General features: G+C 44.6%; 20 protein-coding genes. 12 read left to right on the forward strand and 8 right to left on the reverse strand.

The features are described from left to right. Positions 1 to 3 precede the first annotated feature (3 nt). The 5 genes from urtE to urtA all read right to left on the reverse strand — a co-directional run bounded on the left by urtE (position 4) and on the right by urtA (position 5,698). On the reverse strand, positions 4 to 699 hold the full coding sequence (gene urtE, locus G5S32_RS20985) for an urea ABC transporter ATP-binding subunit UrtE (RefSeq protein ID WP_102962558.1): 696 nt from the start codon (positions 697 to 699) through the stop codon (positions 4 to 6). Further along, the gene (gene urtD / locus G5S32_RS20990) at positions 693 to 1,532 is read right to left on the reverse strand and encodes an urea ABC transporter ATP-binding protein UrtD (protein WP_102942234.1); all 840 of its coding nucleotides are present in this window, start codon (positions 1,530 to 1,532) and stop codon (positions 693 to 695) included. The genes urtE and urtD overlap by 7 nt, the downstream gene beginning before the upstream one ends. Next, on the reverse strand, positions 1,529 to 2,614 hold the full coding sequence (gene urtC / locus G5S32_RS20995) for an urea ABC transporter permease subunit UrtC (protein WP_102954807.1): 1,086 nt from the start codon (positions 2,612 to 2,614) through the stop codon (positions 1,529 to 1,531). Before urtC ends, urtD begins: the two co-directional genes overlap by 4 nt. Before the next feature lie 2 nt (positions 2,615 to 2,616). Further along, complete coding sequence (urtB, locus tag G5S32_RS21000; protein ID WP_425509215.1) at positions 2,617 to 4,275, reverse strand: urea ABC transporter permease subunit UrtB; 1,659 nt, start codon at positions 4,273 to 4,275, stop codon at positions 2,617 to 2,619. Between the two features lie 148 nt (positions 4,276 to 4,423). Continuing rightward, entirely contained in the window at positions 4,424 to 5,698 is a 1,275-nt protein-coding gene (urtA, locus tag G5S32_RS21005) for an urea ABC transporter substrate-binding protein (protein ID WP_165314075.1), read from the reverse strand. Between the two features lie 273 nt (positions 5,699 to 5,971). On the opposite strand from urtA, the gene G5S32_RS21010 reads away from it, so the two are divergent. Together G5S32_RS21010 and G5S32_RS21015 are read left to right on the forward strand one after the other, a co-directional pair. Continuing rightward, the gene (locus G5S32_RS21010; protein WP_246201144.1) at positions 5,972 to 9,349 is read left to right on the forward strand and encodes a hybrid sensor histidine kinase/response regulator; all 3,378 of its coding nucleotides are present in this window, start codon (positions 5,972 to 5,974) and stop codon (positions 9,347 to 9,349) included. Beyond that, the gene (locus tag G5S32_RS21015; RefSeq protein WP_165314076.1) at positions 9,346 to 10,266 is read left to right on the forward strand and encodes a response regulator transcription factor; all 921 of its coding nucleotides are present in this window, start codon (positions 9,346 to 9,348) and stop codon (positions 10,264 to 10,266) included. Before G5S32_RS21010 ends, G5S32_RS21015 begins: the two co-directional genes overlap by 4 nt. 68 nt (positions 10,267 to 10,334) lie before the next feature. Here the strand turns inward: G5S32_RS21015 and G5S32_RS21020 are convergent, their stop codons facing one another. Next, positions 10,335 to 12,326 (reverse strand): peptidase U32 family protein, encoded by a 1,992-nt coding sequence (locus G5S32_RS21020; protein WP_165314077.1) that lies wholly within the window; start codon positions 12,324 to 12,326, stop codon positions 10,335 to 10,337. A gap of 281 nt (positions 12,327 to 12,607) precedes the next feature. Here G5S32_RS21020 and G5S32_RS21025 point away from each other — a divergent pair, with 281 nt between their 5' ends. The 7 genes from G5S32_RS21025 to G5S32_RS21055 all read left to right on the forward strand — a co-directional run bounded on the left by G5S32_RS21025 (position 12,608) and on the right by G5S32_RS21055 (position 21,647). Beyond that, the gene (locus G5S32_RS21025; protein ID WP_165314078.1) at positions 12,608 to 13,165 is read left to right on the forward strand and encodes a YceB family lipoprotein; all 558 of its coding nucleotides are present in this window, start codon (positions 12,608 to 12,610) and stop codon (positions 13,163 to 13,165) included. 87 nt (positions 13,166 to 13,252) lie between these two features. Continuing rightward, positions 13,253 to 14,731, forward strand: a complete 1,479-nt coding sequence (locus tag G5S32_RS21030; RefSeq protein ID WP_165314079.1) for a putative bifunctional diguanylate cyclase/phosphodiesterase — start codon at positions 13,253 to 13,255, stop codon at positions 14,729 to 14,731. 277 nt (positions 14,732 to 15,008) lie between these two features. Beyond that, complete coding sequence (locus tag G5S32_RS21035; RefSeq protein WP_165314080.1) at positions 15,009 to 16,655, forward strand: methyl-accepting chemotaxis protein; 1,647 nt, start codon at positions 15,009 to 15,011, stop codon at positions 16,653 to 16,655. 231 nt (positions 16,656 to 16,886) lie between these two features. Further along, positions 16,887 to 18,533 carry a methyl-accepting chemotaxis protein gene (locus G5S32_RS21040; RefSeq protein WP_165314081.1) on the forward strand — a complete coding sequence of 549 codons (1,647 nt, stop codon included), beginning with the start codon at positions 16,887 to 16,889 and terminating at the stop codon, positions 18,531 to 18,533. Between the two features lie 175 nt (positions 18,534 to 18,708). Beyond that, positions 18,709 to 19,845 carry a chromate efflux transporter gene (gene chrA / locus G5S32_RS21045; RefSeq protein ID WP_165314082.1) on the forward strand — a complete coding sequence of 379 codons (1,137 nt, stop codon included), beginning with the start codon at positions 18,709 to 18,711 and terminating at the stop codon, positions 19,843 to 19,845. Between the two features lie 53 nt (positions 19,846 to 19,898). Continuing rightward, positions 19,899 to 20,612 (forward strand): helix-turn-helix domain-containing protein, encoded by a 714-nt coding sequence (locus G5S32_RS21050; protein WP_165314083.1) that lies wholly within the window; start codon positions 19,899 to 19,901, stop codon positions 20,610 to 20,612. Between the two features lie 99 nt (positions 20,613 to 20,711). Then, positions 20,712 to 21,647 carry a DMT family transporter gene (locus G5S32_RS21055; protein ID WP_165314084.1) on the forward strand — a complete coding sequence of 312 codons (936 nt, stop codon included), beginning with the start codon at positions 20,712 to 20,714 and terminating at the stop codon, positions 21,645 to 21,647. Here G5S32_RS21055 and G5S32_RS21060 read toward each other — a convergent pair. After that, positions 21,565 to 23,001, reverse strand: coding sequence for an aminotransferase-like domain-containing protein (locus tag G5S32_RS21060; protein ID WP_165314085.1), 1,437 nt, complete (start codon positions 22,999 to 23,001; stop codon positions 21,565 to 21,567). The genes G5S32_RS21055 and G5S32_RS21060 overlap by 83 nt on opposite strands. A gap of 100 nt (positions 23,002 to 23,101) precedes the next feature. Between G5S32_RS21060 and G5S32_RS21065 the strand changes: the two genes are divergently transcribed. Beyond that, positions 23,102 to 24,037, forward strand: a complete 936-nt coding sequence (locus G5S32_RS21065) for an EamA family transporter (RefSeq protein ID WP_165314086.1) — start codon at positions 23,102 to 23,104, stop codon at positions 24,035 to 24,037. Between the two features lie 107 nt (positions 24,038 to 24,144). After that, positions 24,145 to 24,459, forward strand: a complete 315-nt coding sequence (locus G5S32_RS21070; protein ID WP_165314087.1) for a hypothetical protein — start codon at positions 24,145 to 24,147, stop codon at positions 24,457 to 24,459. 76 nt (positions 24,460 to 24,535) lie between these two features. On the opposite strand, the gene G5S32_RS21075 is transcribed toward G5S32_RS21070, so the two are convergent. Next, entirely contained in the window at positions 24,536 to 25,273 is a 738-nt protein-coding gene (locus tag G5S32_RS21075) for a helix-turn-helix domain-containing protein (protein ID WP_165314088.1), read from the reverse strand. A 285-nt stretch (positions 25,274 to 25,558) separates the two neighbouring features. Between G5S32_RS21075 and G5S32_RS21080 the strand changes: the two genes are divergently transcribed. After that, the gene (locus tag G5S32_RS21080) at positions 25,559 to 26,485 is read left to right on the forward strand and encodes a ketopantoate reductase family protein (protein ID WP_165314089.1); all 927 of its coding nucleotides are present in this window, start codon (positions 25,559 to 25,561) and stop codon (positions 26,483 to 26,485) included. Positions 26,486 to 26,511 lie beyond the last annotated feature (26 nt).

A 26,511-nucleotide genomic window follows, 5' to 3' on the forward strand; every position in this document is an offset into this window, starting at 1 on the left:
GCGCTACACCGTTAGATATTCTTTGACCAGAGCATCATTGAGTTCTGTCATCTCACCTGCCGCCACTTGTCGTCCACGATCAAGAATGCAGAATCGGTCAGCCACTTTTCTGGCAAATGGCAGCTTCTGTTCGACCAGCAATACCGTCAGACCAATTTCCTGATTTAGACGGCGAATGATGTCGCCAATTTCAGCCACTACGTTAGGTTGTATACCCTCTGTTGGCTCATCCAAAATCAGTAGTTTGGGGTTAATGACCAATGCACGACCAATCGCAAGTTGCTGCTGCTGACCACCGGAAAGGTCGCCGCCACGACGATGCAACATCTCTTTGAGCACAGGGAAAAGCTCATAGATAAAATCCGGTACATTTTTGCTCTTATCGCCGCGCACGGGTAAACCTATACGCAGGTTTTCCTCAACCGTGAGCAAAGGGAATATTTGGCGACCTTGAGGGACATAACCGATACCCAAAGGCGCACGTTTTTCCGCTGATAATCCAGCAATGTCCTGCCCAAGATATTCAATTTGACCACTTTGTGTCGCGAGCAACCCCATCACACATTGCAATAACGTGGTTTTACCCACGCCGTTGCGTCCCATCAGGCAGGTGCATTTACCCTCTTCAACATTAAGCTCCAAATCCCACAGGGTATGGCTTTGTCCGTAAAACTGGTTTAATCCTTTCACCGTTAACATGCTTCTTCTCCCAAATAGACTTCAACCACTTTGGGGTTGCTTTGCACCTGATCCATGGTGCCTTCGGCAAGTACAGAACCTTGATGAAGAACCGTAACGTTTTTGGCAATCGAGCGAACAAAATCCATGTCGTGTTCAACCAACACAATAGTGCGTTCGCCAGCGAGACTGGTGAGTAGCTCACCGGTTCTGTCCATTTCCTGATGCGTCATTCCCGCCACAGGCTCATCCACCAGCAACAGTTTCGGGTTTTGCATCAGCAGCATGCCAATCTCTAGCCACTGTTTTTGTCCGTGAGACAGAGCACCAGCGAGTAAAAAGCGTTGAGGCTCTAAACCGATTTGTTTCAGCACATAATCGATGTAATCAATATCTGACGAGCTCAGTTTGGCAAACAAGGTCGAACGAACGGTTTTCGCTCCAGCCATCGCCAATTCAAGGTTGTTAAACACGGTTTGGTTTTCAAATACCGTTGGTTTTTGGAATTTACGACCGATTCCCGCTTGAGCTATTTCCGGTTCGCTCAGTTCAAGCAGATCAATATTCTGCCCAAACCACGCACTGCCACTGTCTGGGCGAGTTTTGCCAGTAATAATGTCCATCATTGTGGTTTTGCCCGCGCCATTAGGGCCGATAATGCAGCGCAGCTCCCCTTCATTGATGTACAAATTGAGATCGTTTATCGCTTTGAAACCATCAAAACTGACGGTCAATCCTTCAAGGTAAAGCAAGCAGCCATGACCAACAGTCAGCATTGGATTTACTTTCGGCACAAGGAAATCATAAACATGTTCACGGTCAGTCATTGACCTTGCAAAATCTCTCAAGCTCATGCGTTTGCCTCCTTGGTTTTGATAAGCCCAACCACACCTTTTGGCAGGAACAGCGTCACTAACACAAACATAGCGCCAAGGCTAAACAGCCATACCTCTGGTAGCGCTGCGGTTAAATAGGTTTTGGCATAGTTGACCGCTAATGCCCCCACCACCGCGCCGTACAGAGTTGCGCGACCACCCAATGCGACCCAAACCACCAGCTCAATCGAGTTCAAAGGAGAAAATTCAGAAGGGTTGATGATGCCCACTTGCGGTACATACAGAGCACCAGCAATACCTGCTAACACAGCAGAAAAACAAAATATCGCTAACTTGATGTATTCCACTTTGTAACCCGTGAAGCGGGTACGAGATTCCGCATCGCGCACTGCCATTGCTACGCGCCCTAAACGGCTCACCACAATAAAACGACACGCCAGATAACCAAGACCAAGTGCGACACCCGATAAGATAAACAGCGTGATTCGCGTTGAGTTAGCCTGTAAATCAAAGCCCAATAGATCTTTGAAATCGGTTAGACCGTTGTTGCCACCAAAGCCCATTTCGTTGCGGAAAAATGCCAGCATTAATGCATAAGTCAGCGCTTGAGTGATGATTGATAGATATACACCTGTTACGCGAGAGCGAAACGCCAACCAACCAAAGACAAACGCAAGTACACCAGGTGCGAGAACAATCATTAAAGCTGCAAACCAGAACTGGTCAAAACCGTGCCAGAACCAAGGTAGCTCTTTCCAGTTTAGGAACACCATGAAATCTGGCAGTTCAGGGTTACCGTAAATGCCACGATCACCGATTTGACGCATCAGATACATACCCATCGCATAGCCACCCAAAGCAAAGAATGCCGCATGACCTAAGCTCAGAATGCCCAAATAACCCCACACCAAATCCACAGCAACAGCGAGTAATGCATAGGTAAGGTACTTGCCCATTAGTGTGACGGTATAGGTTGAAATATGCAGTGCACTGCCTGAACCCACTAGCATGTTCAACACTGGAATCACACACAGAGCCACTGCCAAAACCAATAGAAATGTCATGGTAGAGCGATCAAATAACTTCGGTTGATACACCATGATTATCCCTCCGCAGAACGCCCTTTCTGAGGGAATAATCCTCGGGGCTTTTTCTGAATAAATAGAATGATGAATACCAGCACTAGGATTTTCGCCAGAACGGCGCCAGCCCAAGGTTCAAGAACTTTGTTTGCCACGCCTAGTGACATGCCAGCCACCAGCGTTCCCCACAAGTTGCCCACACCGCCGAATACCACCACCATGAAAGAGTCGATGATGTATGCCTGACCTAAGTTCGGTCCTACGTTGGTTAACTGGCTTAACGCAACGCCCGCAATGCCCGCAATGCCCGAACCTAAACCGAAGGTCATGGCATCCACCCATTCAGAGCGAACACCCATCGCACGTGCCATACTGCGGTTTTGCGACACAGCGCGAACCTCAATTCCCAAGCGGGTGTAGTTCAAAATCAGGTACAAAAGTGCAAACACAATCAAACAGAAAACAATGATGTATAAACGGTTTAACGTCAGGCTAAGCAGTGGGTTTATCTCAATCACGCCTTGCATAAAATCCGGTGTTGAAACCGATCGGTTTAGCGGAGAGAACACTGTGCGAACCGCTTGTTGCAGAATCAGGCTGATACCGAATGTTGCTAACAGCGTTTCTAATGGTCGACCATACAAAAAGCGAATCACGCAACGTTCAATCAGTACACCAGCAACGGCAGACACCACAAACGCTAAGGGGATAGAGATAAATACAGATAAACCGATGTGTTCTGGCATTAAGGTTTGAACCACATAAGTGGTGTAAGCGCCCAACATGATGAGTTCGCCGTGTGCCATGTTGATGACACCCATAACGCCAAAGGTAATAGCAAGACCAATCGCCGCCAGCACCAATACAGAACCAAGACTTAAACCGAAAAACAGGGTTTGCGTCATGTCCGCCACTTTCTCACGTTGCTCAATGCTGCTTAATGCAATACGCGCAGCACCAATGAGTGCACTCTCAGGGTTCTCACTAATAAACTGATTAAGCGCATTACGAGCCGTTGGTTGGTAGCTGGGTTTGAGGGTATCAATCGCTTGAGCAAGGACAGTGTCATCGCTGCTGTTTTTCAAATCATAGATAGCCAACGCCGTTGAGCCTAAGTCTTTCACTTTGGCATCTGACTCTTTCGCTAAGTGATCTTTGAGGAGTTGATAACTCTCTTCATCCATCGAACCCATTAACTGGTTAATCGCGTCAATACGCTTGTCCGGATTAGGATGAGTGATGCTTAACGCGGCGATTGCCGATTTTAATTTGCCGCGCAAACTGTTGTTGATACCGATTTTTTTAATCGCTCGGGAATTTACTGTCGACATATCGCCATCATTGGCCGAAAGAAGTGGCTGAATGGTAAAGTCACTGCCCTCTTTGGCTTTAATGACGACCAATGTTGAGCTTGATTTCTCAACATATAAATCGCCATTCAGTAGCAGACTCAATACGTCAACCGCTCGCTCGTCGCCACTTTGAAGAATGCTATCCACACCCGATTCGATTTGATTGAATTTGAGTGTCGAAATCGCTTGTAAGCCTTCATCGAATGAAGCACTTGTCTCGGCTTGCGCCACAGAAGTCACACATAAGGCTGTCACCCCAAGCAACCACACCAGAGCTATTCGTCTGGTATCGCGCACTATGGAATACATTCGCTTAATTAAGACCATGAGTAACCCTTTCTGACTCGGCTATTTGCCCAGCCTCTAAAATCCATTTCTTGCTTTATCAAGCAGAGGATAAGTGGGGCTTTCGCACCCACTTATTTCGTTGCATCAGTCTAATGTCGCAGAACAGCAGGAAGGTCTGTGTTACGAATTAGAAGTTCTGACCAGAACATTTACCTGTTTTAACGTTGTAGTTACCGCAGCTAAGTGGCGCGCGCCAATCTGAAATCAGGTCTTTAGAACCCGGTAAGAAATCAGACCATGCATCACCCGCAACCAAACCAGCCGTTTCCCAAACAGTTTGGAACTGACCGTCATCTTGGATTTCGCCAATCAGAACAGGTTTAGTGATGTGGTGGTTAGGCATCATGGTTGAGTAACCGCCTGAAAGGTTAGGAACCGACGTACCAATGAGCGCGTTTTGCACGGCTGTTGGATCTGTTGTACCTGCCGCTTCAACCGCTTTCACCCACATGTTGAAACCGATGTAAGTCGCTTCCATTGGGTCGTTCGTGGTGCGTTTGTCGTCTTTAGTAAACTTGTGCCATGCTTCGATGAACTCTTCGTTCGCTTGTGAATCCACGCTTTCGAAGTAGTTCCACGCTGCTAAGTGACCGACAAGTGGAGCAGTATCCATACCTGAAAGTTCTTCTTCACCCACAGAGAAAGCAACCACTGGAATTTGGTCTGCAGTTACGCCTTGGTTACCCAACTCTTTGTAGAAAGGTACGTTTGCGTCGCCATTGACGGTAGAAACAACCGCTGTTTTCTTACCCGCTGAGCCAAATTTCTTAATGTCAGAAACAATAGACTGCCAATCAGAGTGACCAAAAGGCGTGTAGTTGATCATGATGTCAGAAGCTGCCACACCCTTGTCTTTCAAATAGGCTTCAAGGATTTTGTTGGTAGTGCGTGGGTAAACATAGTCCGTACCTGCTAGAACCCAACGTTTCACACCTTGATCCATCAGGTAATCAACCGCTGGAATTGCCTGTTGGTTTGGCGCAGCGCCTGTGTAGAACACGTTTTTCGAAGACTCTTCACCTTCGTATTGAACTGGGTAGAACAGAATGCTGTTCAACTCTTCAAATACTGGCAGTACAGATTTACGAGATACTGAAGTCCAGCAACCAAATACTGCTGATACTTTTTCTTTTGAAATCAATTCGCGCGCTTTTTCCGCAAAAAGAGGCCAGTTTGACGCTGGGTCAACCACCACAGGCTCTAGCTTTTTACCAAGCAGACCACCCTTTTTGTTTTGCTCGTCAATCAGCATCAACATCGTATCTTTAAGTGTGGTTTCACTGATTGCCATAGTGCCGGACAATGAGTGCAACACACCGACTTTGATAGTGTCAGCAGCATAGGCATGAGCGCTGAGTATGGTTGCTGCTAGTACTGCGGTGGAGAGGAGTTTCCGTTTCATTCTTCATCTTCCCTTGATTAATAAATGGTCCAAACTTACGCCCCCAGATGCAGGCTCAAAATCGCAACATCAGGAACAAGCTCGGGAAAAGTATCGGTGAGATAAAGAGTTAGGGATATGCGCATATTGCGCACTTTAACTACGTTAAACTACGCATATAGCAATGAGTAAAATCGGGCTATACTCGTGCGGGCGACCTATAAAATAAATGGTCGAAATTTCCAGACTTGCAAGGAGTGCAAGTCATCGCTTTAAGGATGAAGAGACAATGAGATGCAGAAAGTCCCAATAACGCGCAGACGTTATAACACCCTCGTCGGAAACGAATTACTGGAAGATTTTGCGCTGCGTTTTACCGCAAAACGCGCAAGGAAGTGGTCAGCAAGCTGGATAGCCAATACCGCTTTAGGTATTGTCTCGTTTCTGGTGCTTGAAGCCATCGGCGGAACCATCACCCTCAACTACGGTGTTATCAACTCACTTTGGGCGATAGTAGGTGTTTCTCTGGTGGTCGTTCTAAGTGGCATACCTATCTGTTACTACGCCGCCAAATACGGTGTTGATGCGGATCTTCTCAGCCGAGGTGCTGGGTTTGGCTATATTGGCTCGACCATAGTGTCGCTCATCTATGCTTCGTTCACCTTTATCTTTTTTGCCCTTGAAGCCGCGATTATGTCGATGGCCATCGAACTGTTGTTTGGTATTCCACTGTTTTGGGGATACATCATCAGCGCGGTGATTGTGATTCCTTTGGTTGCGTTGGGTATTTCCAATATTGGACGTTTCCAAATGTGGTCGCAGCCGCTTTGGCTTGCGATGCAGCTCATTCCCCTGTTCTTTGTTTTTACTCACCCAGACAGTCAAATTGACAAATGGCTATCCTACGGAGGCTTAGTTGGACACAACCCTGAGTTCGACTGGATGTTGTTTGGCGCTGCATCGGCAGTACTGCTTTCAGTTGTGGCGCAAATTGGTGAACAGGTCGATTTTCTGCGCTTTCTGCCCGCACAAACCCCTTCCACTAAGCTACGTTGGTGGGCAGCGATGCTGATTGGTGGACCCGGTTGGATGTTGTTTGGCGCGTTGAAAATTGCCTTAGGCAGTTTCTTGGCGTGGCTCGCTATCAGCCACAGTATTGCGCCAGATCTGGCTGGTGACCCAGCTCATATGTATGTAAATGTGTTCGGTTACATGACGGACAATACCAAACTTGCCCTTATCTGCGCGGGTTTGTTTGTCATCATTTCCCAGCTGAAAATTAACGTTGCCAATGCCTATGCGGGCTCTCTGGCTTGGTCGAATTTCTTCTCACGTTTAACTCATCACCACCCCGGTCGAGTGGTATGGATGATCTTCAACGTACTGATTGCTTTACTCTTGATGGAGCTTGGTGTCTATCAGCTTATCGAACAAACTCTGCAAATCTATTCGGTTTTGGTGCTTTCTTGGATTGGTACTATCGTCGCCGATTTAGCCATCAACAAACCGCTCGGTCTTAGCCCAAAACACATCGAATTTAAGCGCTCAAAGCTCTACGACATCAACCCTGTTGGCTTAGGTTCAATGATCCTCGCATCATTGTTTGGATTCGCGGCTCACTTTGGTTTGTTTAATGATATGATCAAAGCCTTCGCCTCGTACCTATCGTTCATATTGCCGTTTATCACAGCGCCATTAATTGCACTCGCGACACGCAGTCGCTATTACTTAGTTAACGATGAGATAGTTAACGAAGAAATGGTTAACGATGAAATCATTGTTAACCATGGACATCAAGAACACGAGTGTGTGGTTTGCCAACACACTTTTGAAGAAGAAGACATGGCGATGTGCCCAGCATACCAAGGGCATATTTGTTCGCTTTGTTGCTCACTTGATGTTCGCTGCCATGATAAGTGCCGTCCGCAAGCGACCTTCCATGCTCAAGTCAAACACACCTTAGAGCCTTATTTGCCTTTGAGTTGGATAAACAAACTCTCCTCTTCTATCAGCCAATTTGTCATGGTAATGGGATTAATGAGCTTATCCATCGGTGCAATTTTGGCTCTGGCATACAGTCAGGTGCCAAGCCTAGATCCGACCAAGATGAACGCGCTCTCTATCAGTCTGTTTAAAGCGTTCGCTCTGTTGCTGATCCCAATCGGTATTATTAGCTGGCTATTTGTATTAGCTAGAAGCAGCAGCAGCCTTGCAATGAAAGAGCTTCAGGCTCACACCAACTTACTTTCTGATGAGATTACCGCGCACGAAAAAACCTCGCTCGAACTTGAACGGGCAAAGAAAAAAGCAGAAAACGCTAACGATGCGAAAAGTCGCTATTTAGCGGGGCTAAGTCATGAACTGAGAACACCACTCAATGTGTTGCTAGGGTACGCCCAGTTGCTCAGTAACGATAAAGAGTTGAGTCCGAAAAAGCGCCAATATGCAGAAACATTGGAGCGAAATGGTAAACATCTTGGCGATTTACTGGAAAGTCTGTTGGAGATATCAAAAATAGAAGCGGGACGACTGGAGCTGCATCGGGATGCCTTTAATCTTCATTCTTTGCTGCAACAACTGGTAGAAATGTTTTGTATGCAGGCGGAGCAAAAGAATCTCGCCTTCCAGTACAGCGTTGCCAGCCATCTGCCTATTTTTATCACCGCCGACAAACAAAGGTTGAGACAGATCCTCATCAACATGCTCAACAATGCAGTGAAATACACTGAATCCGGACATATCCATTTTTCTGTGACATATAGAAACCAAGTCGCGCGTTTTAGTGTCGAAGACACCGGTATTGGTATTTCAAAAGATGAGCAGGAGCTAATATATCGTCCTTTTGAACGTATTCAGTCTGAGCATACTAAACACATTAGCGGTACCGGATTGGGACTGACTATTTCCAACGCTTTGGCTGACTTAATGGGTGGAGAAATTGAATGTATCAGTGAGAAAAGAAAAGGCAGTACCTTTACTCTGAAAATGATGCTTTCCGAGGTAAATGACTACCTCAACGAACCAGAACTGACCAATCTTGATGTAACAGGCTACAAAGGCGCTAAGAAAACCATCTTGGTAGTGGATGATATTGATGACCAACGCATACTGATCAGCAACATCCTAAGCCCACTCGGTTTTAATGTCCTGCAAGCTAACTCTGCGGAAGCTGCCTTAGAACTCGCGGCAAGCAAAGCCATCGACCTTTTCATGCTGGATATTTTTATGCCACAAGTGAATGGATGGCAATTGGCGATTAAATTGCGTCAAAAACACTACTATCAGCCAATTCTTATGCTCTCTGCCAATATTCAGGAGTTGGAAACTAATAATCAGCTCTACAGCTACCACAATGGGTATCTGACCAAGCCTGTATCACTTCCCCTGTTGCTAGGTAAGCTGAGTCAATTGTTGTGCATTGAGTGGATATATCAGGAAGAAGAGAAAGAAAGCCCTCGCGATACACCCGATTTTTATCCAAATACCCAAGTACTGTCTACACTTAAGAGCTATGCAGAAATAGGCTTTATGTCTGCTTTCAGTGACCTGCTCGATCAGCTAGAAAACAATGGTCATCAAGGCACGAAGTTTATCAACACCATGAGAGAAGAAGCGCACCATTGTCGCTTCGCTAACATCGTCGAACACATTAATGGATTAATAGATTCATGAACGGTTTCTCAGCGAAAAATATAATAGTGTTAGTGGTCGATGACTCTCCTGAATCATTGGGAATGTTGAATGCAACACTCAACGATGCAGGACTGACAGTTCTGGTTGCGCTAGACGGTCATCAAGCACTTTCAATAGTGGATAAAATCCAACCAGACGTCATCTTGCTTGATGCTGTTATGCCTGTCATGGACGGATTCGACACCTGTTTGAAACTGAAGGAGCGCTTACCCACGATTCCCATCATATTTATGACAGGATTGAATGATTCTAAACACGTCATCAAAGGCTTTGAAGCGGGCGGTGTGGATTACATCACCAAACCTGTCGTCCCTGCTGAAGTACTCGCCCGAATTCGCGTTCATAGCCATAACGCGCGCATGGCAAAATCTGCACAAGCAGCGTTGGATTACGCAGGGCAGTTTATTTTTTGTGTATCAAAAAGTGGGGATTTAGAGTGGGCGACACCCCATGCTCAGGAGCTGTTATGCGACATTAGCCGCCACTCAGACAATACGCAGGACATTGCTCATACATGGTCACAAATCCAAACAGATATTGCTAAATGGCTTAACAGCGGTGACACCGCTGCGCCGTTAACTATTACTCAGTTTGACTCAACTCTCGAAGCCACGTTTGCAGGCAATGACAGCAACACGCATGTTCTGATTCGCGTCAATGTTCCGAAGCAAGCAGGAACCGAGGATGATCTACGCGAAGTATTTAACATCACCAAACGCGAATCTCAGGTTCTCTATTGGCTCTCTTTCGGCAAAACAAATTGGGAGATTGCGCAGATACTCGATATGAGCCCAAGAACGGTAAACAAACATCTTGAGCAGATTTACAAGAAGTTGGAAGTCGATAACCGTACTTCCGCAGTCAGTATGTCAATACGAGTGTTGGAGAAGTCTTAGCCAATCACTGAATGAGCAAAACAAAGGGCAAACTGAAATAAGTTCGCCCTCTTACTTTCTAACTTGTTCTAGCTCAGACCTTTCAGATACTGCCTGTTGGTTGTGCCACTTACGTGGGTTCGCAAAGCTTGCTGTGCACCCTCTTCACCAGTTAAAGCTTGTTTAAACAGGTGAATAAGTTCTGATTTGCTCACGGACAACTGCGTATGAGTGGGGACGTCACGCAGGTCAATCATGATGTCGGTGAACACATCCGGTACATCAGTCAGCAAATCTAAGTTTAGAAAGTTCTCATTGCCAAACAGGCAATTGTGATTGCCTCGCTGCTTGTGAATGACATGCGATTGCCCTTTAAGGCTGATAATTGATGCGCTTTTCTCACATCGTTTCATGCAGCCTTTGTTCATTCTTTGCTTCTTACAACCTATGCTTTGAATAAGTAGGCACTGTCTGCTGGTCATCAAATGAATCGGATGATAAATGCTGTAAAACAACTTAAAACCTTCTGGTCTTACTAACCGTTTCATCTGCTTGGCGCTAAGTTCATTGGATATATACGCACCGTTGCCTTTAAGTTCTTCCTGAACACATAGTAAAGAGAGTGAGTTGGTAATATTCAGTTGCGGTCCAGCAATCCAAGACAACCCCATACTTTTAGCCACTTCAGCCATACCAAGATTATTGGTAACTAACCATCGCGGCTTGATATGATCAAGAAGTCGACACGCAGCTTGGTAATGTTCACCAATCAAAATTGCAGGAAAATACGGAATAAGGTTTGGATAGCGACTAAACGCATCCATCACTTCGTCATATTGAAGATCCAACGCATCTGGAATGTGATAGAAAAACTCAACATCGCTGTTTGGATCAATAAGTTCTAAATCATCAACATTATCGACCAATACTGAAAGCTTAGGCGTACTGTTTAGCTTTGCGGTAGCATCAAATTTTGGCAGTTCTACATCAACTTTATAGCCACATCCCTTCAAACTGCGCTTAGAGTTTGAGGTAATAGGCATTGCTACAGTAATCGAATCCACTTTGCGAATAATGTCAGTGTTGCGGTCATAGACAAATTTTTTCGCTTGTAAGCCACCATCACTTTTAGACTGTATATCAAAGTGTTTAGCAGCAAAATTGCGCGGATTATCGATGTACATGCCTCTATGGATATCACCTTTGAGATAACCATTGGTAAAGTCACGGTTAAAGACGGTATAAAGCTCAGACATATCTATTAGCACTTCGTCCGTTTGGCAGTAATGGTCAATTTGCTTACGCCAGTTATCGACTACTGTGTACACGTAGTGAGATTTCTTAATTCGTCCTTCCACTTTCAGTGAGTAAACACCCGCCTTTGCTAACGCGTCCATATCTTGGTAAGCAGAGTTGTCCTTAAGGTTCAGCGGATAGTTATTCCCTGCGGTGGTCGTTTGGTACTGATCACGGCAAGGTTGGCTGCAACGCCCACGGTTTCCGGATGCCCCACTGAGTTCCGAGCTGAAATAACACAATCCGGAGAAGCCAATGCAGTAAGAGCCGTGAACGAACACCTCCATAGCCACATTGTACGCCCGACCAAACTGAGCTAAATGTGCTATTTCATCGATATTTAGCTCACGAGACAGATTAACACGGCTAGAACCGAGTTTGCTCAGCAGCTGAATTTGCCCTTCATTGTGAGTGTTCATCTGCGTAGAAGCATGCATATCCAACTGCGGGAAATGGTACTTGATAAGGTAAGCAAGGCCGAGATCCTGAACAATAACGCCATCGACATCGGTATCGCTCAGTTGCTTTAACAATCGGATGAGTGAAGGGATTTCACTCTCTAGTACCACAATGTTAAGTGTGAGAAAAATTTTGCAATGGTTGTTGTGCGCGAGTTCAACCACGCCATCGAGGACATCAAGCGTAATGTTGGTTGCACGATTACGTGCATTAAATCGGTCCAAACCACAGTAGACGGCATCGGCACCCGCTGCGATAGCTGCTTTGATTGAATCTAAATCACCACCGGGGGCAAGCAATTCAAACTGATCTTTTGTAAAACCCAAACTGCGCTACTCTCTCACATAAAACAGAGCTTGGAATTATAGCGGCATTGATCACAGAACCCTTGATGTAGCTCAGTTGTCGATGAAGTTTGTCAATCTCGTTCAGAAGTAATGATTAATTTACCCAACTAGCTTGACACCATTAAGTATAGAGACTTTGCTCTAATGAGTGTAAAAACAATATGATGCAGAATCAGAAAACGCCCATATTGTTCTTCAAACTGATTCGCTATGATAACCGCATAGCTATCTATATTGTGCATATATAAGAGCCTAACTCCATGATCAAAAAAGCCTTTAAATCTCTTATCCTTCCTTTCTTGGTAATCACCTTTGCTGGCTGCGCGAGTTATAGCGTAACCGAGCAAGACATGACCAAATATCTGGATGATAACGTCAGTTTTGAGCAATCCGTTGGCGTTGAAAATGTTATGCATGCCTTCGTGTCGATCCATGATATGGACGTAAGCATTGGGCGAGTCGACGCAGACCGAGTCTCTGTCCTTGCTAACACCATAGCTAAAATACAAATCTGGAATCAGCCTGAGAAGAAACTGGAACTGGATTTGGAGTTCAGTGCTGTACCTCAATACGACAAAGAGACAGGTGAGATATTTTTAAAATCGCTGCGGCTCGATCGCTTCGATGAGGAAAGCCAATTACTAACTCCTGAAATTAAGCAGCTGCTTAAACCAGCAGTGTCTATGATAGGCACAGCACTATCACAGTATCCGGTCTACAAGCTGGACAGCAGCAAAGTGGAACAGGCACTATTGAAATCGGTGGAGCCAAACCTTGTCATTAAAGACAATAAGTTAGTAATTGAACTATTTGACTAGACAAAACATACACGTTCATGGTGTGCTAGGCAGGTTTCGCTACTTTCTCTATACGAGCTGTCTGTAAACGAACCAGAGGGAAGGAATATGACTAGGAATGTCACTTCAGCTGCAAAGGTTGCCGTTTTGTATGCCTTGTTTGCTACGCTGTGGATCCTTTTCTCCGATCTTGCTGTTGAAACCCTATTACCTAGCCCTCAGGTACGTGCCATCGCACAAACATACAAAGGCTTAGCGTTTGTTGTCATCACTGCTGGCTTGCTGCTTGCTATGGTATTGAAAGGCAACAATGCGTTGGAAAAAGCAAACGATATGGATAGCCTGACTGGCTTACACAGTATGACTATGTTTGTTAGAACCCTGAATCTCACCATCAGACAGCTGAAACCCAATGAGCAACTTATTCTAGGCTACCTTGACATCGATGATTTTAAAAGAATCAATGATGCTATTGGTTTTGAAAAAGCGGATGCCTTCCTCCGAGATCTCGCACAAGCGCTTAACGACGCTTTATTGCCTGGCTCTTTTGCCTCTCGCTTACATGCGGACCAGTTCGCCAGCTTTGCCAAAATCACCAATGAATACGATATGGATGAGCATATGCAAGATATCCAACGTATGTACACCCATCTCGCTAAAGACTATGGTATTGAGTCAACATGCTGCATCAGTATTGCACTCTATCCACAAGATGGCAGTACAGCAAAAGAGCTGATGGTTTCAGCGACCGAAGCCCTCAACGTGGCAAAAGAGAAGAAGAACGCTATTCAATACCACGATAAAGCCTTAACCGAAAAAGCGATGCAACGTCGTCAAATGATGTTGGATTTACGTAATGCAATCGACAATGGTGGACTAAGCGTGGTGTATCAACCAAAATATGATTTGGACACACTCAACGTAAACGGTGTTGAGGTTTTGGTACGTTGGAATCATCCAACCAAAGGGTATATCGCCCCAGATGTGTTTATTCCACTGGCGGAAAACCATGGTTTAACCGGTGCTATTTCTAAGTTGGTAATTAATAAAGTCGCAAATGAGTTAAGCCCAACGAACTTATTGGGGAACCAAATAAAAGCCATTGCAGTGAACGTGTCAGCGGCAGAATTCAATAATGCAGAGGAAATGCAGGAGCTGGTTCGCTTCATAAAAGAGCAAAAAGCGATCGCCCCATACATTAACATCGAAATCACCGAAACAGCGACGTTGGATAACTTAAACAACAGTGTTGAAGTCATTTCATCACTACAACAGAGCGGTATTGCCATTTCTATCGACGATTTCGGTACAGGTTATACCTCATTAGCCATGCTAAAAGATCTAACGGTCGATGAAATCAAAATTGATCGCAGTTATATTTCAGAAGTGGAAAACGATGACCGTTCGAGAACCATAATCAGCGCTATCATCGCGATGACCAACAGCTTTGGCATTAACCTCGTAGCCGAAGGAGTCGAGACTGAAAGCCAGTTAAAAATTCTGCAAAAGATGGGATGCCAGCAAGCTCAGGGATATTACTTAGGCCGCCCCATGCCAGTTCAGCAGTTACTCCAACACCTCATTTAGCTACCCGCCCCTCTTTACCCAAACATCGTTGCTTAGAATTCGACTAAATAGCATCATTCGGGAGTTGAACCCACTCTCAATACCTTCGTTCTTTCATTCCATCATTTCTATTGCAATAGATAGCGCTTATGGGGTTTTAGCCTAAGCTATTAATTACTACATAAACTTTTTTACTAGTTGCACTTCTTTAGCTAGCTCCTTTTTGTTAGCAATCTATTAAACAAGAAAAGACTTAGACTTATTTAGTCCAATAACAGATACGGAAGGTAATCACACGATGTTAATAGATAAATTGACGCTTAAAAGCAGGTTGATTATTACGGTAGCAATCCCTTGCTTAGCATTAATATTTGTTGGTTTGGCAAGCCTGAATGCTATGTCAGCAATGGCTAACAAAACCGAAGAAATGTACCTCAACACCGCAGCGCCAATGCGAGCAGTTGCAGAAGCAGCTTCACGTATTCCCCGGATGCGGGTTGGTATTGATATGATGATCCTTCAGGAAACTGATTTACGTGACACGAAAGGGATAAAAACACGAGTTAAAGAGACCCGAGAAGAAGATATTCCGCAAATGCGTGATGCACTATCTTTAGCTGTAAAAACGCAAGTTAACCCAGAATTGAAGGCGAAAGTTCAAAACCTACTAAATGACTTTGAAAAAATGATCAGTACAGAGCTGAATCCATTGCTTCAAGCATTGGATAAAGAAGATATGGTAACAGCTCAGCAAATCTATAAAGACAAGTACGCTGTAAGCTATGGAACCATGCGCAAAGACGCAAATACATTGTTAGAAACCTTGCTAGAACAAGCTGAATCTCAGAACAAACTGAGCCACGACAACTATATATCGGGTAGAACCACACAGATCATAATCATAAGTGTCGGGCTTATCATCTCATTCATCATCTCTTCTGCAATTGTGATCAGCTTACGTAATAGGGTTTCTACTCTCAGAGATACAATTACAACCGCGGCGCAAGATCTGTCACTAAACACACGAATCAAACTTGATGGGAAAGATGAGCTAACGGAAATAGGCGACAGTTTTAATCTGTTTATGGAAAAAGTACATAACTCGATTAATCAGGTTGCAGCAAACTCCCAACAACTAGCGATCATGGCTCGAGATGTGTCCGAGCGTGCTCGTCACACTCAAAATAACTGCACTTCACAGCGGGACAGAACTGTACAAGTGGCAACAGCCATCCACCAACTAGGCGCAACCGTCAGCGAAATCGCAACGAATGCAGCACAAGCTGCTGATGCAGCAAATGAAGCTACACACCAATCCAGTGATGGTAGAAAAGTTGTGCTTCAGGCAAGAGAGCAGATCGGAGCACTATCAAAAGAACTTGAAAAAGCCACTAATGTAGTTGAGTCGCTTGCGAAACAAGTCAACGATATCAGCTCAACATTAGATACCATTCGTAATATTTCAGACCAAACCAACTTACTTGCTCTCAATGCAGCCATTGAGGCAGCTCGTGCTGGAGATCAAGGTCGAGGCTTTGCTGTGGTAGCAGACGAAGTAAGAACTCTAGCTAGTCGTTCTGCTGATTCAACAGAAGAGATTCAGAAAGTTATCAACCGACTACAAACTGAATCCAAACGAGCAGTAGAAGCAATGCAACAAGGTCGTCAGCAAAGTGATTTAGTTGTCGAATATGCAGACAACGCCACTAACGCGCTTGAGCAGATCAATAATCATATCGATCAGATAAGCGGGCAGAATATTCAAGTCGCCACTGCCACAGAAGAACAGTCAACCGTTGTTGAAGACATAAACCGTAACGTAGAAGAAATTAACCATCTCACTACGGAAACCACTGATATAGCGGTTCAGCTCAATCAGTCCAGTAACAGCTTACAGCAACTTTCCTCACAATTAGACAGACTTGTAGGTAATTTCAAACTATAACCACTCTTGACGCAGTGCCCCTATCAATATTTAGTCAAGTTCATAGGGGCAATACTGTATTAATTAAACCCATATAATTTTATAAAAAATTACCAGTTACTCGCACTCTCGAAATGTTGTTCAGCAAAATTGTGTACATCTTCACATCTGATTGAAATTCATACATTTAAATTATTGGCAAGTTGATAAAGTCCTCTTCGATAACGACAATAAATACGGATACTTATAGCTATGCTTGTCAATAATTTCACCTTAAAAACCCGTTTGCTTATAACCGTAGCTATCCCCTGCTTGGCGCTGATAACGGTTGGTTTACACAGTCTAAACGCAATGGATTCTATCGACCAAAGTACTAAATCCATGTACCTCAACACAGCAGCGCCAATGCGCGCAATGGCAGAGACAGCATCTAGAATTCCTCGAATGCGAGTGGGTATCGACATGATGCTACTTCAGGAAACGGCACTACGCGACGCTAAAGGCATTGCGACTCGTGTTAAAGAAGCGAAAACAGAAGATATACCTGAAATGAGGGCTGCCTTAGATGATGCAGTCAAAGCCCAGTCAGACCCCGTTCTACAGCAACGAGTACAAAAACTTGCAGATGCATTTGAAACTGTGGTCAAAGATGAACTGGAGCCTATGTTAAACGCTTTAGATAAAGGCGACCTATCTACAGCGCAGCAAATCTATCGCGACAAATACACCAAAAGTTACGGCGTAATGAGAAAGGAAGCTAACGTTATTTTGGACACCCTGCTGCACCAAGCTGAAGAACAGAACTCCGTTAGCCATGTAGCTTACATAAAGGATCGCAATACGCTGATTGCCATTAGTGTTGTCGGACTACTTATCTCTTTCATTATTTCCTCATCAATCGTGTTTAATCTGCGTAGACGAGTGGCCTATCTGCGCGAAACCATGAACCATGCAGCACAGAATATGGCGCTCAACACTCGTATTGAGGCGGAAGGTAGAGATGAGCTAACTCACATTGCTAACAGCTTTAACCTGTTCATTGAAAAAGTGCATACCTCTATGGTTCAGGTGGCAAAAAACTCACGAGATTTGGCCGATATGGCTGACAGTGTCTCTGAGCGTGCAGACCACACTCGTAACAACTGTACATCACAACGTGACCGTACTGTTCAGGTCGCTACCGCAATTCATCAGTTGGGCGAAACCGTTGATGAAATTGCCGCAAACGCATCACAAGCAGCAGAAGCTGCAAACGAAGCCACACATCAATCTAGCGATGGACGCAGTGTTGTCGGCCAAGCTCGTAATCAAATTGGCGAACTGTCCAGAGAATTAGAAGAAGCGACCGATATAGTTCAATCGCTGGCGAAACAAGTTGACGATATCAGCGCTACTCTCGATACCATTCGCAATATTTCAGACCAAACAAACCTACTTGCACTTAACGCAGCGATTGAAGCGGCGCGTGCAGGAGAGCAAGGTCGAGGGTTTGCCGTGGTTGCCGATGAAGTTCGTACTCTAGCTAGCCGCTCAGCACACTCAACTGAAGAGATTCAAAACATTATCGACAGGCTGCAAACTGAATCTCGCCGCGCCGTTGATGCAATGGAAAAAGGACGCACTCAAAGTAACCTAGTTGTCGAATTTGCCAATAATGCGACTACATCATTAGGGCAAATCAGTAATCACATTGAACATATCAGTTCTCAAAATATTCAAGTGGCGACAGCAACCGAGGAACAATCAACAGTGGTGCTAGATATCAATCGTAACCTTGAAGAGATCAACCAATTGACTTCAGAAACCACTGAGATCTCGGAGCAACTCAATCAATCCAGTACTCATCTGCAAAAGCTATCCGCAGATTTGGATAAATTAGTCGGCAATTTTAAACTTTGATACAAGTTTAAAATTGCCTAGAGCCATTATCGGATATAGCAGAACACCCGTTTCTGACACATTCGGTAATGGCTTTTTACATTAAATAATTGTGAACAATGAACAAGATAGGTTGAAAATAGGAGCTGCATTAGGTATTCATGGCGCAAATTAGAGATAAAGGAAACTTTATTGCATGCTCACTATCTTCAAAACCTTTTTCTGGCTAGGTTGGATTAGCTTCGGTGGCCCGGCCGCTCACATTGGCTATTTTCGTCAAACCTTCGTTGAAAAACTGAAATGGTTGGACGACAGCGAATACGCTCAGATAGTAGCACTCAGCCAATTTTTGCCTGGTCCAGGTTCAAGCCAAGTGGGTTTTTCTATCGGTTACAAACGTGGTGGTTTATCTGGGGCGATCGCCGCTTTCATGGGTTTTACCGCACCGTCTATCATACTCATGATCCTGCTTGCTCTCTTGAGCAGCCAGATAACGGATACCACTTTGTTTCACAACGTCGTACACGGACTTAAACTTCTTGCCGTGGTGGTAGTGGCGGACGCAACTTGGGGAATGTACAAGAACTTCTGCTCAAGCAAACTATCGGCAGGTTTAGCTCTATTAACGGCATGCGCACTGCTCGTTATACCAAGCATTACTACCCAATTATTAGTGCTAATTTTGGCAGCTATCATTGGTACCCGATACCTCAAAGGAAATACAGCGAAAACACACAGCACGTTTAAACCAAGTTATACCCCTTTACTGCTATTTGTCTTGATACTTGTCGGCACATCCATGTTATCAAGCCACTCAAGCATTCAACTGTTTGGTGATTTCTTCAAAGCAGGAAGCTTAGTTTTCGGTGGTGGGCATGTGGTTCTGCCGCTATTGCAAAATCTTGTTGGTGACCAGCTAAGCCAAGATACCTTTTTGACCGGATACGCTGCGGCTCAGGCTGTTCCTGGGCCTATGTTTACCTTCGCCACATATCTTGGTTACACGCTAATGCCGCAAGCACCTATTGCAGGCGCACTTCTGGCGACTATTGCAGTATTTCTTCCGGGCTTTCTGCTGTTGTTAGCTGTGCTGAAAAACTGGCATTCATTAGCAGACAACTCATCTATTGCTGGCGCACTGAATGGCGTAAACGCATCTGTCGTTGGTTTGCTTGCTGCTGCTTTGTACCAACCGGTATTTTCCAGTGCCGTCTTTGCCGCATCAGACATCGCTTTGGTATTGGTTGGATTTTATCTGCTCAAGCAACTCAAGCTGCCGATAGTTGCATGCGTAGCATTCTTCATTGCTGCGGGAGCCGCTTTAGGGATATAGTGTCTTAACGCTTCGCTTAGGTTTTCTAGTCTTAAAATACGAATAATTGATGAATGCTTAATTCCAACTCACTTTCAATCCGCTCCTATAGCCGTCAAAAGAACGGGCACAGCCATGATTTCTATCAGTTGGTTTTGCCTCTTCGCGGTGTAATCAACATTGAAGTTGAAGCATTTAAAGGTGCGGTGAGACCCGGTGAATGCGTGGTGGTACGTGCAAATGAAATGCACTATTTCGCGGCAGAATCAGAAGCTAGGTTTGTGGTAGCCGATCTCGATACTCTGCCGTCACATATTGCGGAATCTAACACCATCGTATTTTCTATCAGCCCCCCCTTAATGCACTATTTGAGTTTCATTGAAGAGCAACTTAAATACAAAGTGAACCCAGAAATCGAGAAGATGATGCTACAAACTTTCTCGCTTTTACTCGCAGAACAACAAATCTTAAAGCAGTTCGATAATCGCATCAGAAAAGTTCAAGAATATATCGAAGCTCATCTTGCAGATTCACTGTCTATCACGCAGCTGTCGTCTGTTGCTTTTTTGAGTCCAACCCAGTTCAAAAAGCTTTTCAAACAACAAACATCCTTAACCGTGACTCAGTACATCACTCAGAAACGGATGGAGAAAGCGCAGGCGTTACTTATCCATACTGACTACCCAATTCAAATTGTCGCTGAGTCTGTCGGTTATGTTGACCACAGTGCTTTTAGCCGCCGATTTTCTCAGCATTTTGGTCTATCCCCCTCAAAGATAACTCGTTAACTCCGTCTTCATAGCCCACACAAACGTCCAATCTGCACAAAATGTATAGCAGTTGACGCATACAATACTGCCTAAATCAAATGGATAGATGGAGTGGTTATGTTTAGAGGAAATGCGAATATCAGCGGAGTCTTTGCCGTTGTTCTCGCTAGTGTGTTCTGGGGAACAACAGGAACCGCAGCCAGTTTCGCACCAGATATTAGCCCTCTAGCCATAGGTGCATCTGCTATGGGTGGCGGTGGATTATTACTCATGATCAATGCACGAAGAAAGCTCATTGGCGATATGGCTACACTACTTCAGCAATACAAACTTTTGCTTTGTGGTGGCGCAGCGGTCGCCATCTATCCGCTCGCTTTTTACACCTCTATGCGACTTTCAGGCGTCGCGATAGGCACTTTGATTTCCATCGCCAGCGCACCGTTTTTCACCGTTTTGCTTGAGCGTCTCATTAGCAAAAAGCAGATTTCTTTACAATGGGTAGTCTCGTTCATCGTAGGCACTGTTGGTATCGTGTTACTCACGCTTGGAAAAGAACAAAGTGTTCACTCAGACGCAAGTTCGATGCTTCAACTTTTAGGAATTGCACTGGGACTTATCGCTGCACTTACTTATGCCTCCTACTCATGGGCAGCACGCGGTATGATTGAACGCGGAGTGAGTTCTCAGTCAGCAATGGCGAGTATGTTTGGTTTGGCAGCGACCTTGTTATTACCCTCACTGTTCATTACCGGAGATAACCTGTTTGCAGATACCAAACACACAGCTGTGGTCATCTATATGGCAACCATACCTATGTTCTTGGGCTACCTGCTGTTTGGCTATGCGTTAAAGCATTTGGAAGCAAGCACGGCTACGCTGATCACTCTGCTTGAACCTGCCATTGCCACACTGTTTGCTGTCGCTTTGGTTGGAGAGCGATTCACCGTTATAGGCTGGTATGGGTTTGCATTTATTCTTGTCTGCTTAGTACTACAAGTGCTTCCTGTTCAGACGTTTCGCTTTCGCAAGTCTCAAGCGGCAGACAGCTATTGATAAGTCCAATCAAGGTGTTTAACAAGGTTTCGATGTCGTGGTTTAGTGCAAAACCGATGTTAATTCGAACGCAGTCATCATAGCGTTGAGACTCAGTAAAAACGCTACCAATTCGAATATCTAAATTTAGCTCGATGGCTTTATCGCTAAGTGCTTGTGCATTTAAACCCGTCACTTGCATCCACAGAACCAGACCACCGTCAGGCTGAGTAATTCGACTATTTTGGGGCAAATGTTGCGCCAGAAAACGGGTGTAATCTTGTTTATTTACTGCCAGTTGATGCCTCACACGTTTGAGGTGTCTGCTATAGGCACCGGTTTGAATGAAATCCGCAATCGCCATTTGAATCAGCGTCGGCACACCTTCGTATTGCTGGGTGTATTTTTCAATAAACCTCCCCGGACGGCACCAACCCAGACGGTAGCTTGGCGATAAAGTTTTGGAGAAAGAACCACACCAAATCACATAACCACTGTCGTCGTAGTAAGCAGTAGGTAAATGCAACTGGTCTGAATGATTGAGTTCGAAATACACATCATCTTCAATCACAGGTATCCGGTATTTCCCCGCCAACGCACTCAATCGTTGCTTCTGTTTTGCCGACATAGTAATGCCCTGCGGATTCATGTGTGTGGTGCAAAACAATCCGGCCTGTACCTGCTGGTTTTGAAACAATTTCTCTAGCGCATCAAGATCAATCCCTTCTGCTAGTGACGGAATCTCGATAACTTTTAAGCCCAGATTGGCAAGCAGCTCTAGTAATCCGTTAAAACATGGTGAACTCACTGCCACTGTGTCACCTGCATTCACACTGATTTGCAATGCAGTTTTCACTGCATCCATACAGCCATGAGTTACCACCAATTCATCCTTGTGCAGCGAAAACCCCAGCTGGCTGAAGTGAGTGCTCAGCGCTTCTCTCAGTACAGGTTCACCCTTCTTATCCGGATATTGAGTCAGTTTCGAAGCAGATTGTGTCATTACACGACGAAAGCTTTTTTCCATTGCACGCAGTGCAATCACATCAGGCTCGATACACGCGATACCCAGTGGCCCTGATTTCACTTGAGGTTTGACACGGGGGCGAACATCCGTCGCCAGTTGTGGCGTGAATCGCTTCCATGACGGCGTTGAGACAGCCGGCGTTTTTGAACAGATAAAGAATCCTGATTGGGGACGAGCGTCTAACCATCCCCTTTGTTCTAACTCTTGATAACAACTTACGGCTGTAGAAACACTCACATCATGTTGCTTCGCAAACAGACGCAATGAAAGCATACGATCACCATGCTTCAATTTGGTGGAATGAATATCTTCAATGATCTTCTCTGCTAACTGTTTATATTTCTGCATAGCGATAAATTGTACTGGTTAAATTTTCACGAATTGTATCTGTACTGGTTTTATAGCTCAAGCAATACTCTGTCCATAATTCGAACATGAGGAGATTATTGTGCAGGGAAAACATTTATTACTCGTTATTGGAGTCATGGTCATTTGGGGCGTGAATTTTTCCGCTATCAAACTTGTTGTCAGCCAACTCGATCCCTTTTTAATTGCCGCAGCTCGCTTCTTGTTAGCGACTTTTCCTATTATCTTTTTTGTGAAGAAACCAAACGTCCACGTTAAATACTTCATTGCCTACGGTTTAGTATTTGGTACTGGGATATGGGGGATGGCGTATTGCTCGATTGCATTTGGTCTTTCCTCCGGTATGGCGTCGGTTTTACTACAGCTAGATGTGTTAACCACTATCGCAGTGGGAGCTTTGCTTTATAAAGAGGTCATAAGCAAGCAGATGTGGCTTGGAATTGCGGTTGCACTGGTTGGCTTAATTCTTTCTATCGTTTATACCAACGGTAATATCACTCTGCTTGGCTTCGTGTTCATTCTGATTTCCGCTATCTGCTGGCCATTAATGGGGGTAATTATTCGTCATTCAGGGACCAAATCACCGTTTGCCTTTAACATTTGGGGGATGTTGTTTGCTCCCGTGCCACTGATACTGCTAAGCCTTGCAGTAAACGGGGTTGACGGCTTAGTCGCAACCTATGAGCAGTGGAACGGAAGTGCTTGGTTCTCGGTACTGTTTCAAGCCTACCCAACAACTCTGTTCGGCTACTGGATCTGGAATAAGATGATCCTAAACTATCCGATGTCTAAACTCGCACCTCTGACGCTATTAACCAGTGTGTTTGCTTTGTTAAGCGGATATCTGTTTTTTGGCGAGACACTTTCAACAGTACAATGGATATCCTGCTCTCTTTTCCTCGCTGGAATCGTTGCTGTTCTTTATCCAAGCAACGCAAATTCGGAACAAAAAGGACGTTCGTTCAAACGTTTATTCAGCAATAGAAAGGCCAAATATCGGCGTATTCCTACGCAATAACGGCAGGGTTTATCTGTATACTTGGCGCAAATTTATCACTGGCGCAGTATCGTTTGAAAACGTGCTTGGTGGTTGAAAATCAACAATAGCCAATTGCGGAGAACTTGATGATTGAGCAGAGTGTTGGGCAAATTCTCAAAGCCTTCAACAGTATTGAAGCCAAAATTGAAGAGCAAAACAGTGCGTTAAGAGAGCTCAATCTAAAAGTGAAAACGCTGGAAAGCCAAAACAAGCAATTGGCACAGATGATTCATAAACTCCAAGTACCAGAAGCGCCAAAAGCAGATGCGGAACAAGCCGCATTGACCAAACAGTTTCAGGCTAACGTATCAAAAAGCTTGGATTCGATTGAAGACAAGTCAAAGAAAGCAATTGAGCTGATCAAAGCAAACGCAGGTGGTAAAAAGCGCGCTTGGCCATAAACATTCGGAAAGGCTGCAATTACGCAGCCATTTTTCTTTCAAATCTTCAGTTGTTTCCACATGCAGTTATCGCAACCTAAAGAACGTTGTCTATCACCAGCATATTGAGCTTTTTCGACTCTTTAAGCTCATCTCTAGTCAAGCGAAGTTGCTCTTTCAACCCATCAGAATATTGCTGACTAGTTAACGTCACTAAGCATTTAAAAGCACATGGTCGCATGTCTGCAGAAGATATGCCACACAACATCCCATACGTACTGTCTCTAAGCTCAAGAGGGTTAAAAATATACAACAGACACTCTTCTAAGGTGTTGTATTGGTTGATAAACGAAAAGCGGATTAAACGGTCGCTGTATGTCACTGAACCTAAGTAATAGATCTCACTACTCTTACCATCTCGTGTTACTACACTTATTGTCAATGTCGCCGTATGTTGATTGCCCTCTTTCTCAGGAAGAATATTAATCACGCCGTCTTTAAGGCGGTTGTATCGTCCGTCGTAAAAGTAGAAATAGAGCTGCGAAGCGTTATGAAAGGTCTTCATCGCGGAGGCTCTCAAACCTGTCTCCGATTGAGTATTCACACGATAATCAATTAGCTGGTTTGGCGTTACTTGAAGAGCAGAGGCAACGTTAAACAGAGTCACCATATCCAGTGAAATTTCACCAGTTTCATATTTTGAGACGGTTGCTCTACTTTTAAAGATCTTGTCAGCTAGGGTCTGAATTGTCATACCCATATTTTTACGATGAGTCCTGATACGAGTACCGATATGTCGGTTGATCGCTTGGCTATCTGAGGGTTCTCGAATCATGATGTTTGTAGCCTCTTCCTGAGACAAATGTGTCCAATGCTCGTATTACGGTGCGTTTTCGTGATTTTCTACGATAAACGTCATCTAGTTCAGCGAATTTATCAAATACACCCCATTTATTCTATTAATAAGAGAATAATCAGAAAATAAGTTTCATTTAACGAAACTTCATCAATTTCGGCATTTCACAACTGCTTTGTATACTGCAAATGCTAGCGCGTAAGAGAAAGGACTCTCCCGCATCCATGCTGGCAGTCACATCTTATAAGGACAAGGGTACAAAATATGAAAATTGCGGTTGTCGGTGCCGGAGCAATGGGTTGTCTATATGGCGCATACCTAAGTAAGCAACATCAAGTACGCATGATTGATACGCTCCAATCTCAAGTTGACGCAATAAACGCGGAAGGTATTACCGTTCACGAAGCCAACGGAACTGTGGTCTCTTATCCTAATGTTCAAGCTTCACTTTCAGGTCAGTGCCACGAGAAAATGGATATCGTCATTGTGTTTGTGAAATCGACATACACAGAGCAAGCTCTTGAACAAAACCAAAGCCTTTTTAACGAAAACACCTTAGTGATGACGTTGCAAAACGGCGCTGGAAATGACCGTATCATTGAAAAATACGCCAAGAAAGAAAACGTCATCATTGGTAACAGTAAACATAATGCGGTTAATCTTGGTAAGGGTAACATCAAACACCCCGCATCAGGTGCAACAACCATTGGTAGTAACCACGAAGCAAAGCAGCAGATAACTCTTGCAGCATCACTGCTTGAAGAAGCAGGTTTTGAAACCGTAGTGACAGACGACATTCAAAGAATCATCTGGAGCAAATTATTGGTGAATCTGTCTGTGAATACCTTCACTGCGATTACACAAACGCCTATTGGCTACATGGTGAAAAACCAACACGCATGGGACTTTGCAAAACGCCTGATCTACGAAGCGATTGAAGTAGCAGAAGCTGATGGTACATATTTCGACCGCCGCGAAGCGCTGAATATGGTGAAGAGTGTCTGCGAAGTTGCAGGGGATGGTTACTCTTCAATGTATCAAGACAGAAAAAACCACGTAAAAATGGAAATTGATGCAATCAATGGTGCAATAGTCGAACAGGCAAAACGCTATGGGGTTCCAACACCATACAACACGCTGATTGTGGATTTGATTCATGCCATCGAAGGTTCATACGACCTATACGATTAAGCAGTCATGACTGCTTTAACAAAAAG

It is taken from the genome of Vibrio ziniensis (genome assembly GCF_011064285.1).
GTDB lineage: Bacteria > Pseudomonadota > Gammaproteobacteria > Enterobacterales > Vibrionaceae > Vibrio > Vibrio ziniensis.

What these genes read in the sequence shown, in the direction of transcription:
- urtE (WP_102962558.1), bottom strand. Translation starts at nt 699, where the DNA reads ATGTTAACGGTGAAAGGATTAAACCAGTTTTACGGACAAAGCCATACC.
- urtD (WP_102942234.1), bottom strand. Translation starts at nt 1,532, where the DNA reads ATGAGCTTGAGAGATTTTGCAAGGTCAATGACTGACCGTGAACATGTT.
- urtC (WP_102954807.1), bottom strand. Translation starts at nt 2,614, where the DNA reads ATGGTGTATCAACCGAAGTTATTTGATCGCTCTACCATGACATTTCTA.
- urtB (WP_425509215.1), bottom strand. Translation starts at nt 4,275, where the DNA reads ATGGTCTTAATTAAGCGAATGTATTCCATAGTGCGCGATACCAGACGA.
- urtA (WP_165314075.1), bottom strand. Translation starts at nt 5,698, where the DNA reads ATGAAACGGAAACTCCTCTCCACCGCAGTACTAGCAGCAACCATACTC.
- G5S32_RS21010 (WP_246201144.1), top strand. Translation starts at nt 5,972, where the DNA reads ATGCAGAAAGTCCCAATAACGCGCAGACGTTATAACACCCTCGTCGGA.
- G5S32_RS21015 (WP_165314076.1), top strand. Translation starts at nt 9,346, where the DNA reads ATGAACGGTTTCTCAGCGAAAAATATAATAGTGTTAGTGGTCGATGAC.
- G5S32_RS21025 (WP_165314078.1), top strand. Translation starts at nt 12,608, where the DNA reads ATGATCAAAAAAGCCTTTAAATCTCTTATCCTTCCTTTCTTGGTAATC.
- G5S32_RS21030 (WP_165314079.1), top strand. Translation starts at nt 13,253, where the DNA reads ATGACTAGGAATGTCACTTCAGCTGCAAAGGTTGCCGTTTTGTATGCC.
- G5S32_RS21035 (WP_165314080.1), top strand. Translation starts at nt 15,009, where the DNA reads ATGTTAATAGATAAATTGACGCTTAAAAGCAGGTTGATTATTACGGTA.
- G5S32_RS21040 (WP_165314081.1), top strand. Translation starts at nt 16,887, where the DNA reads ATGCTTGTCAATAATTTCACCTTAAAAACCCGTTTGCTTATAACCGTA.
- chrA (WP_165314082.1), top strand. Translation starts at nt 18,709, where the DNA reads ATGCTCACTATCTTCAAAACCTTTTTCTGGCTAGGTTGGATTAGCTTC.
- G5S32_RS21050 (WP_165314083.1), top strand. Translation starts at nt 19,899, where the DNA reads ATGCTTAATTCCAACTCACTTTCAATCCGCTCCTATAGCCGTCAAAAG.
- G5S32_RS21055 (WP_165314084.1), top strand. Translation starts at nt 20,712, where the DNA reads ATGTTTAGAGGAAATGCGAATATCAGCGGAGTCTTTGCCGTTGTTCTC.
- G5S32_RS21060 (WP_165314085.1), bottom strand. Translation starts at nt 23,001, where the DNA reads ATGCAGAAATATAAACAGTTAGCAGAGAAGATCATTGAAGATATTCAT.
- G5S32_RS21070 (WP_165314087.1), top strand. Translation starts at nt 24,145, where the DNA reads ATGATTGAGCAGAGTGTTGGGCAAATTCTCAAAGCCTTCAACAGTATT.
- G5S32_RS21075 (WP_165314088.1), bottom strand. Translation starts at nt 25,273, where the DNA reads ATGATTCGAGAACCCTCAGATAGCCAAGCGATCAACCGACATATCGGT.
- G5S32_RS21080 (WP_165314089.1), top strand. Translation starts at nt 25,559, where the DNA reads ATGAAAATTGCGGTTGTCGGTGCCGGAGCAATGGGTTGTCTATATGGC.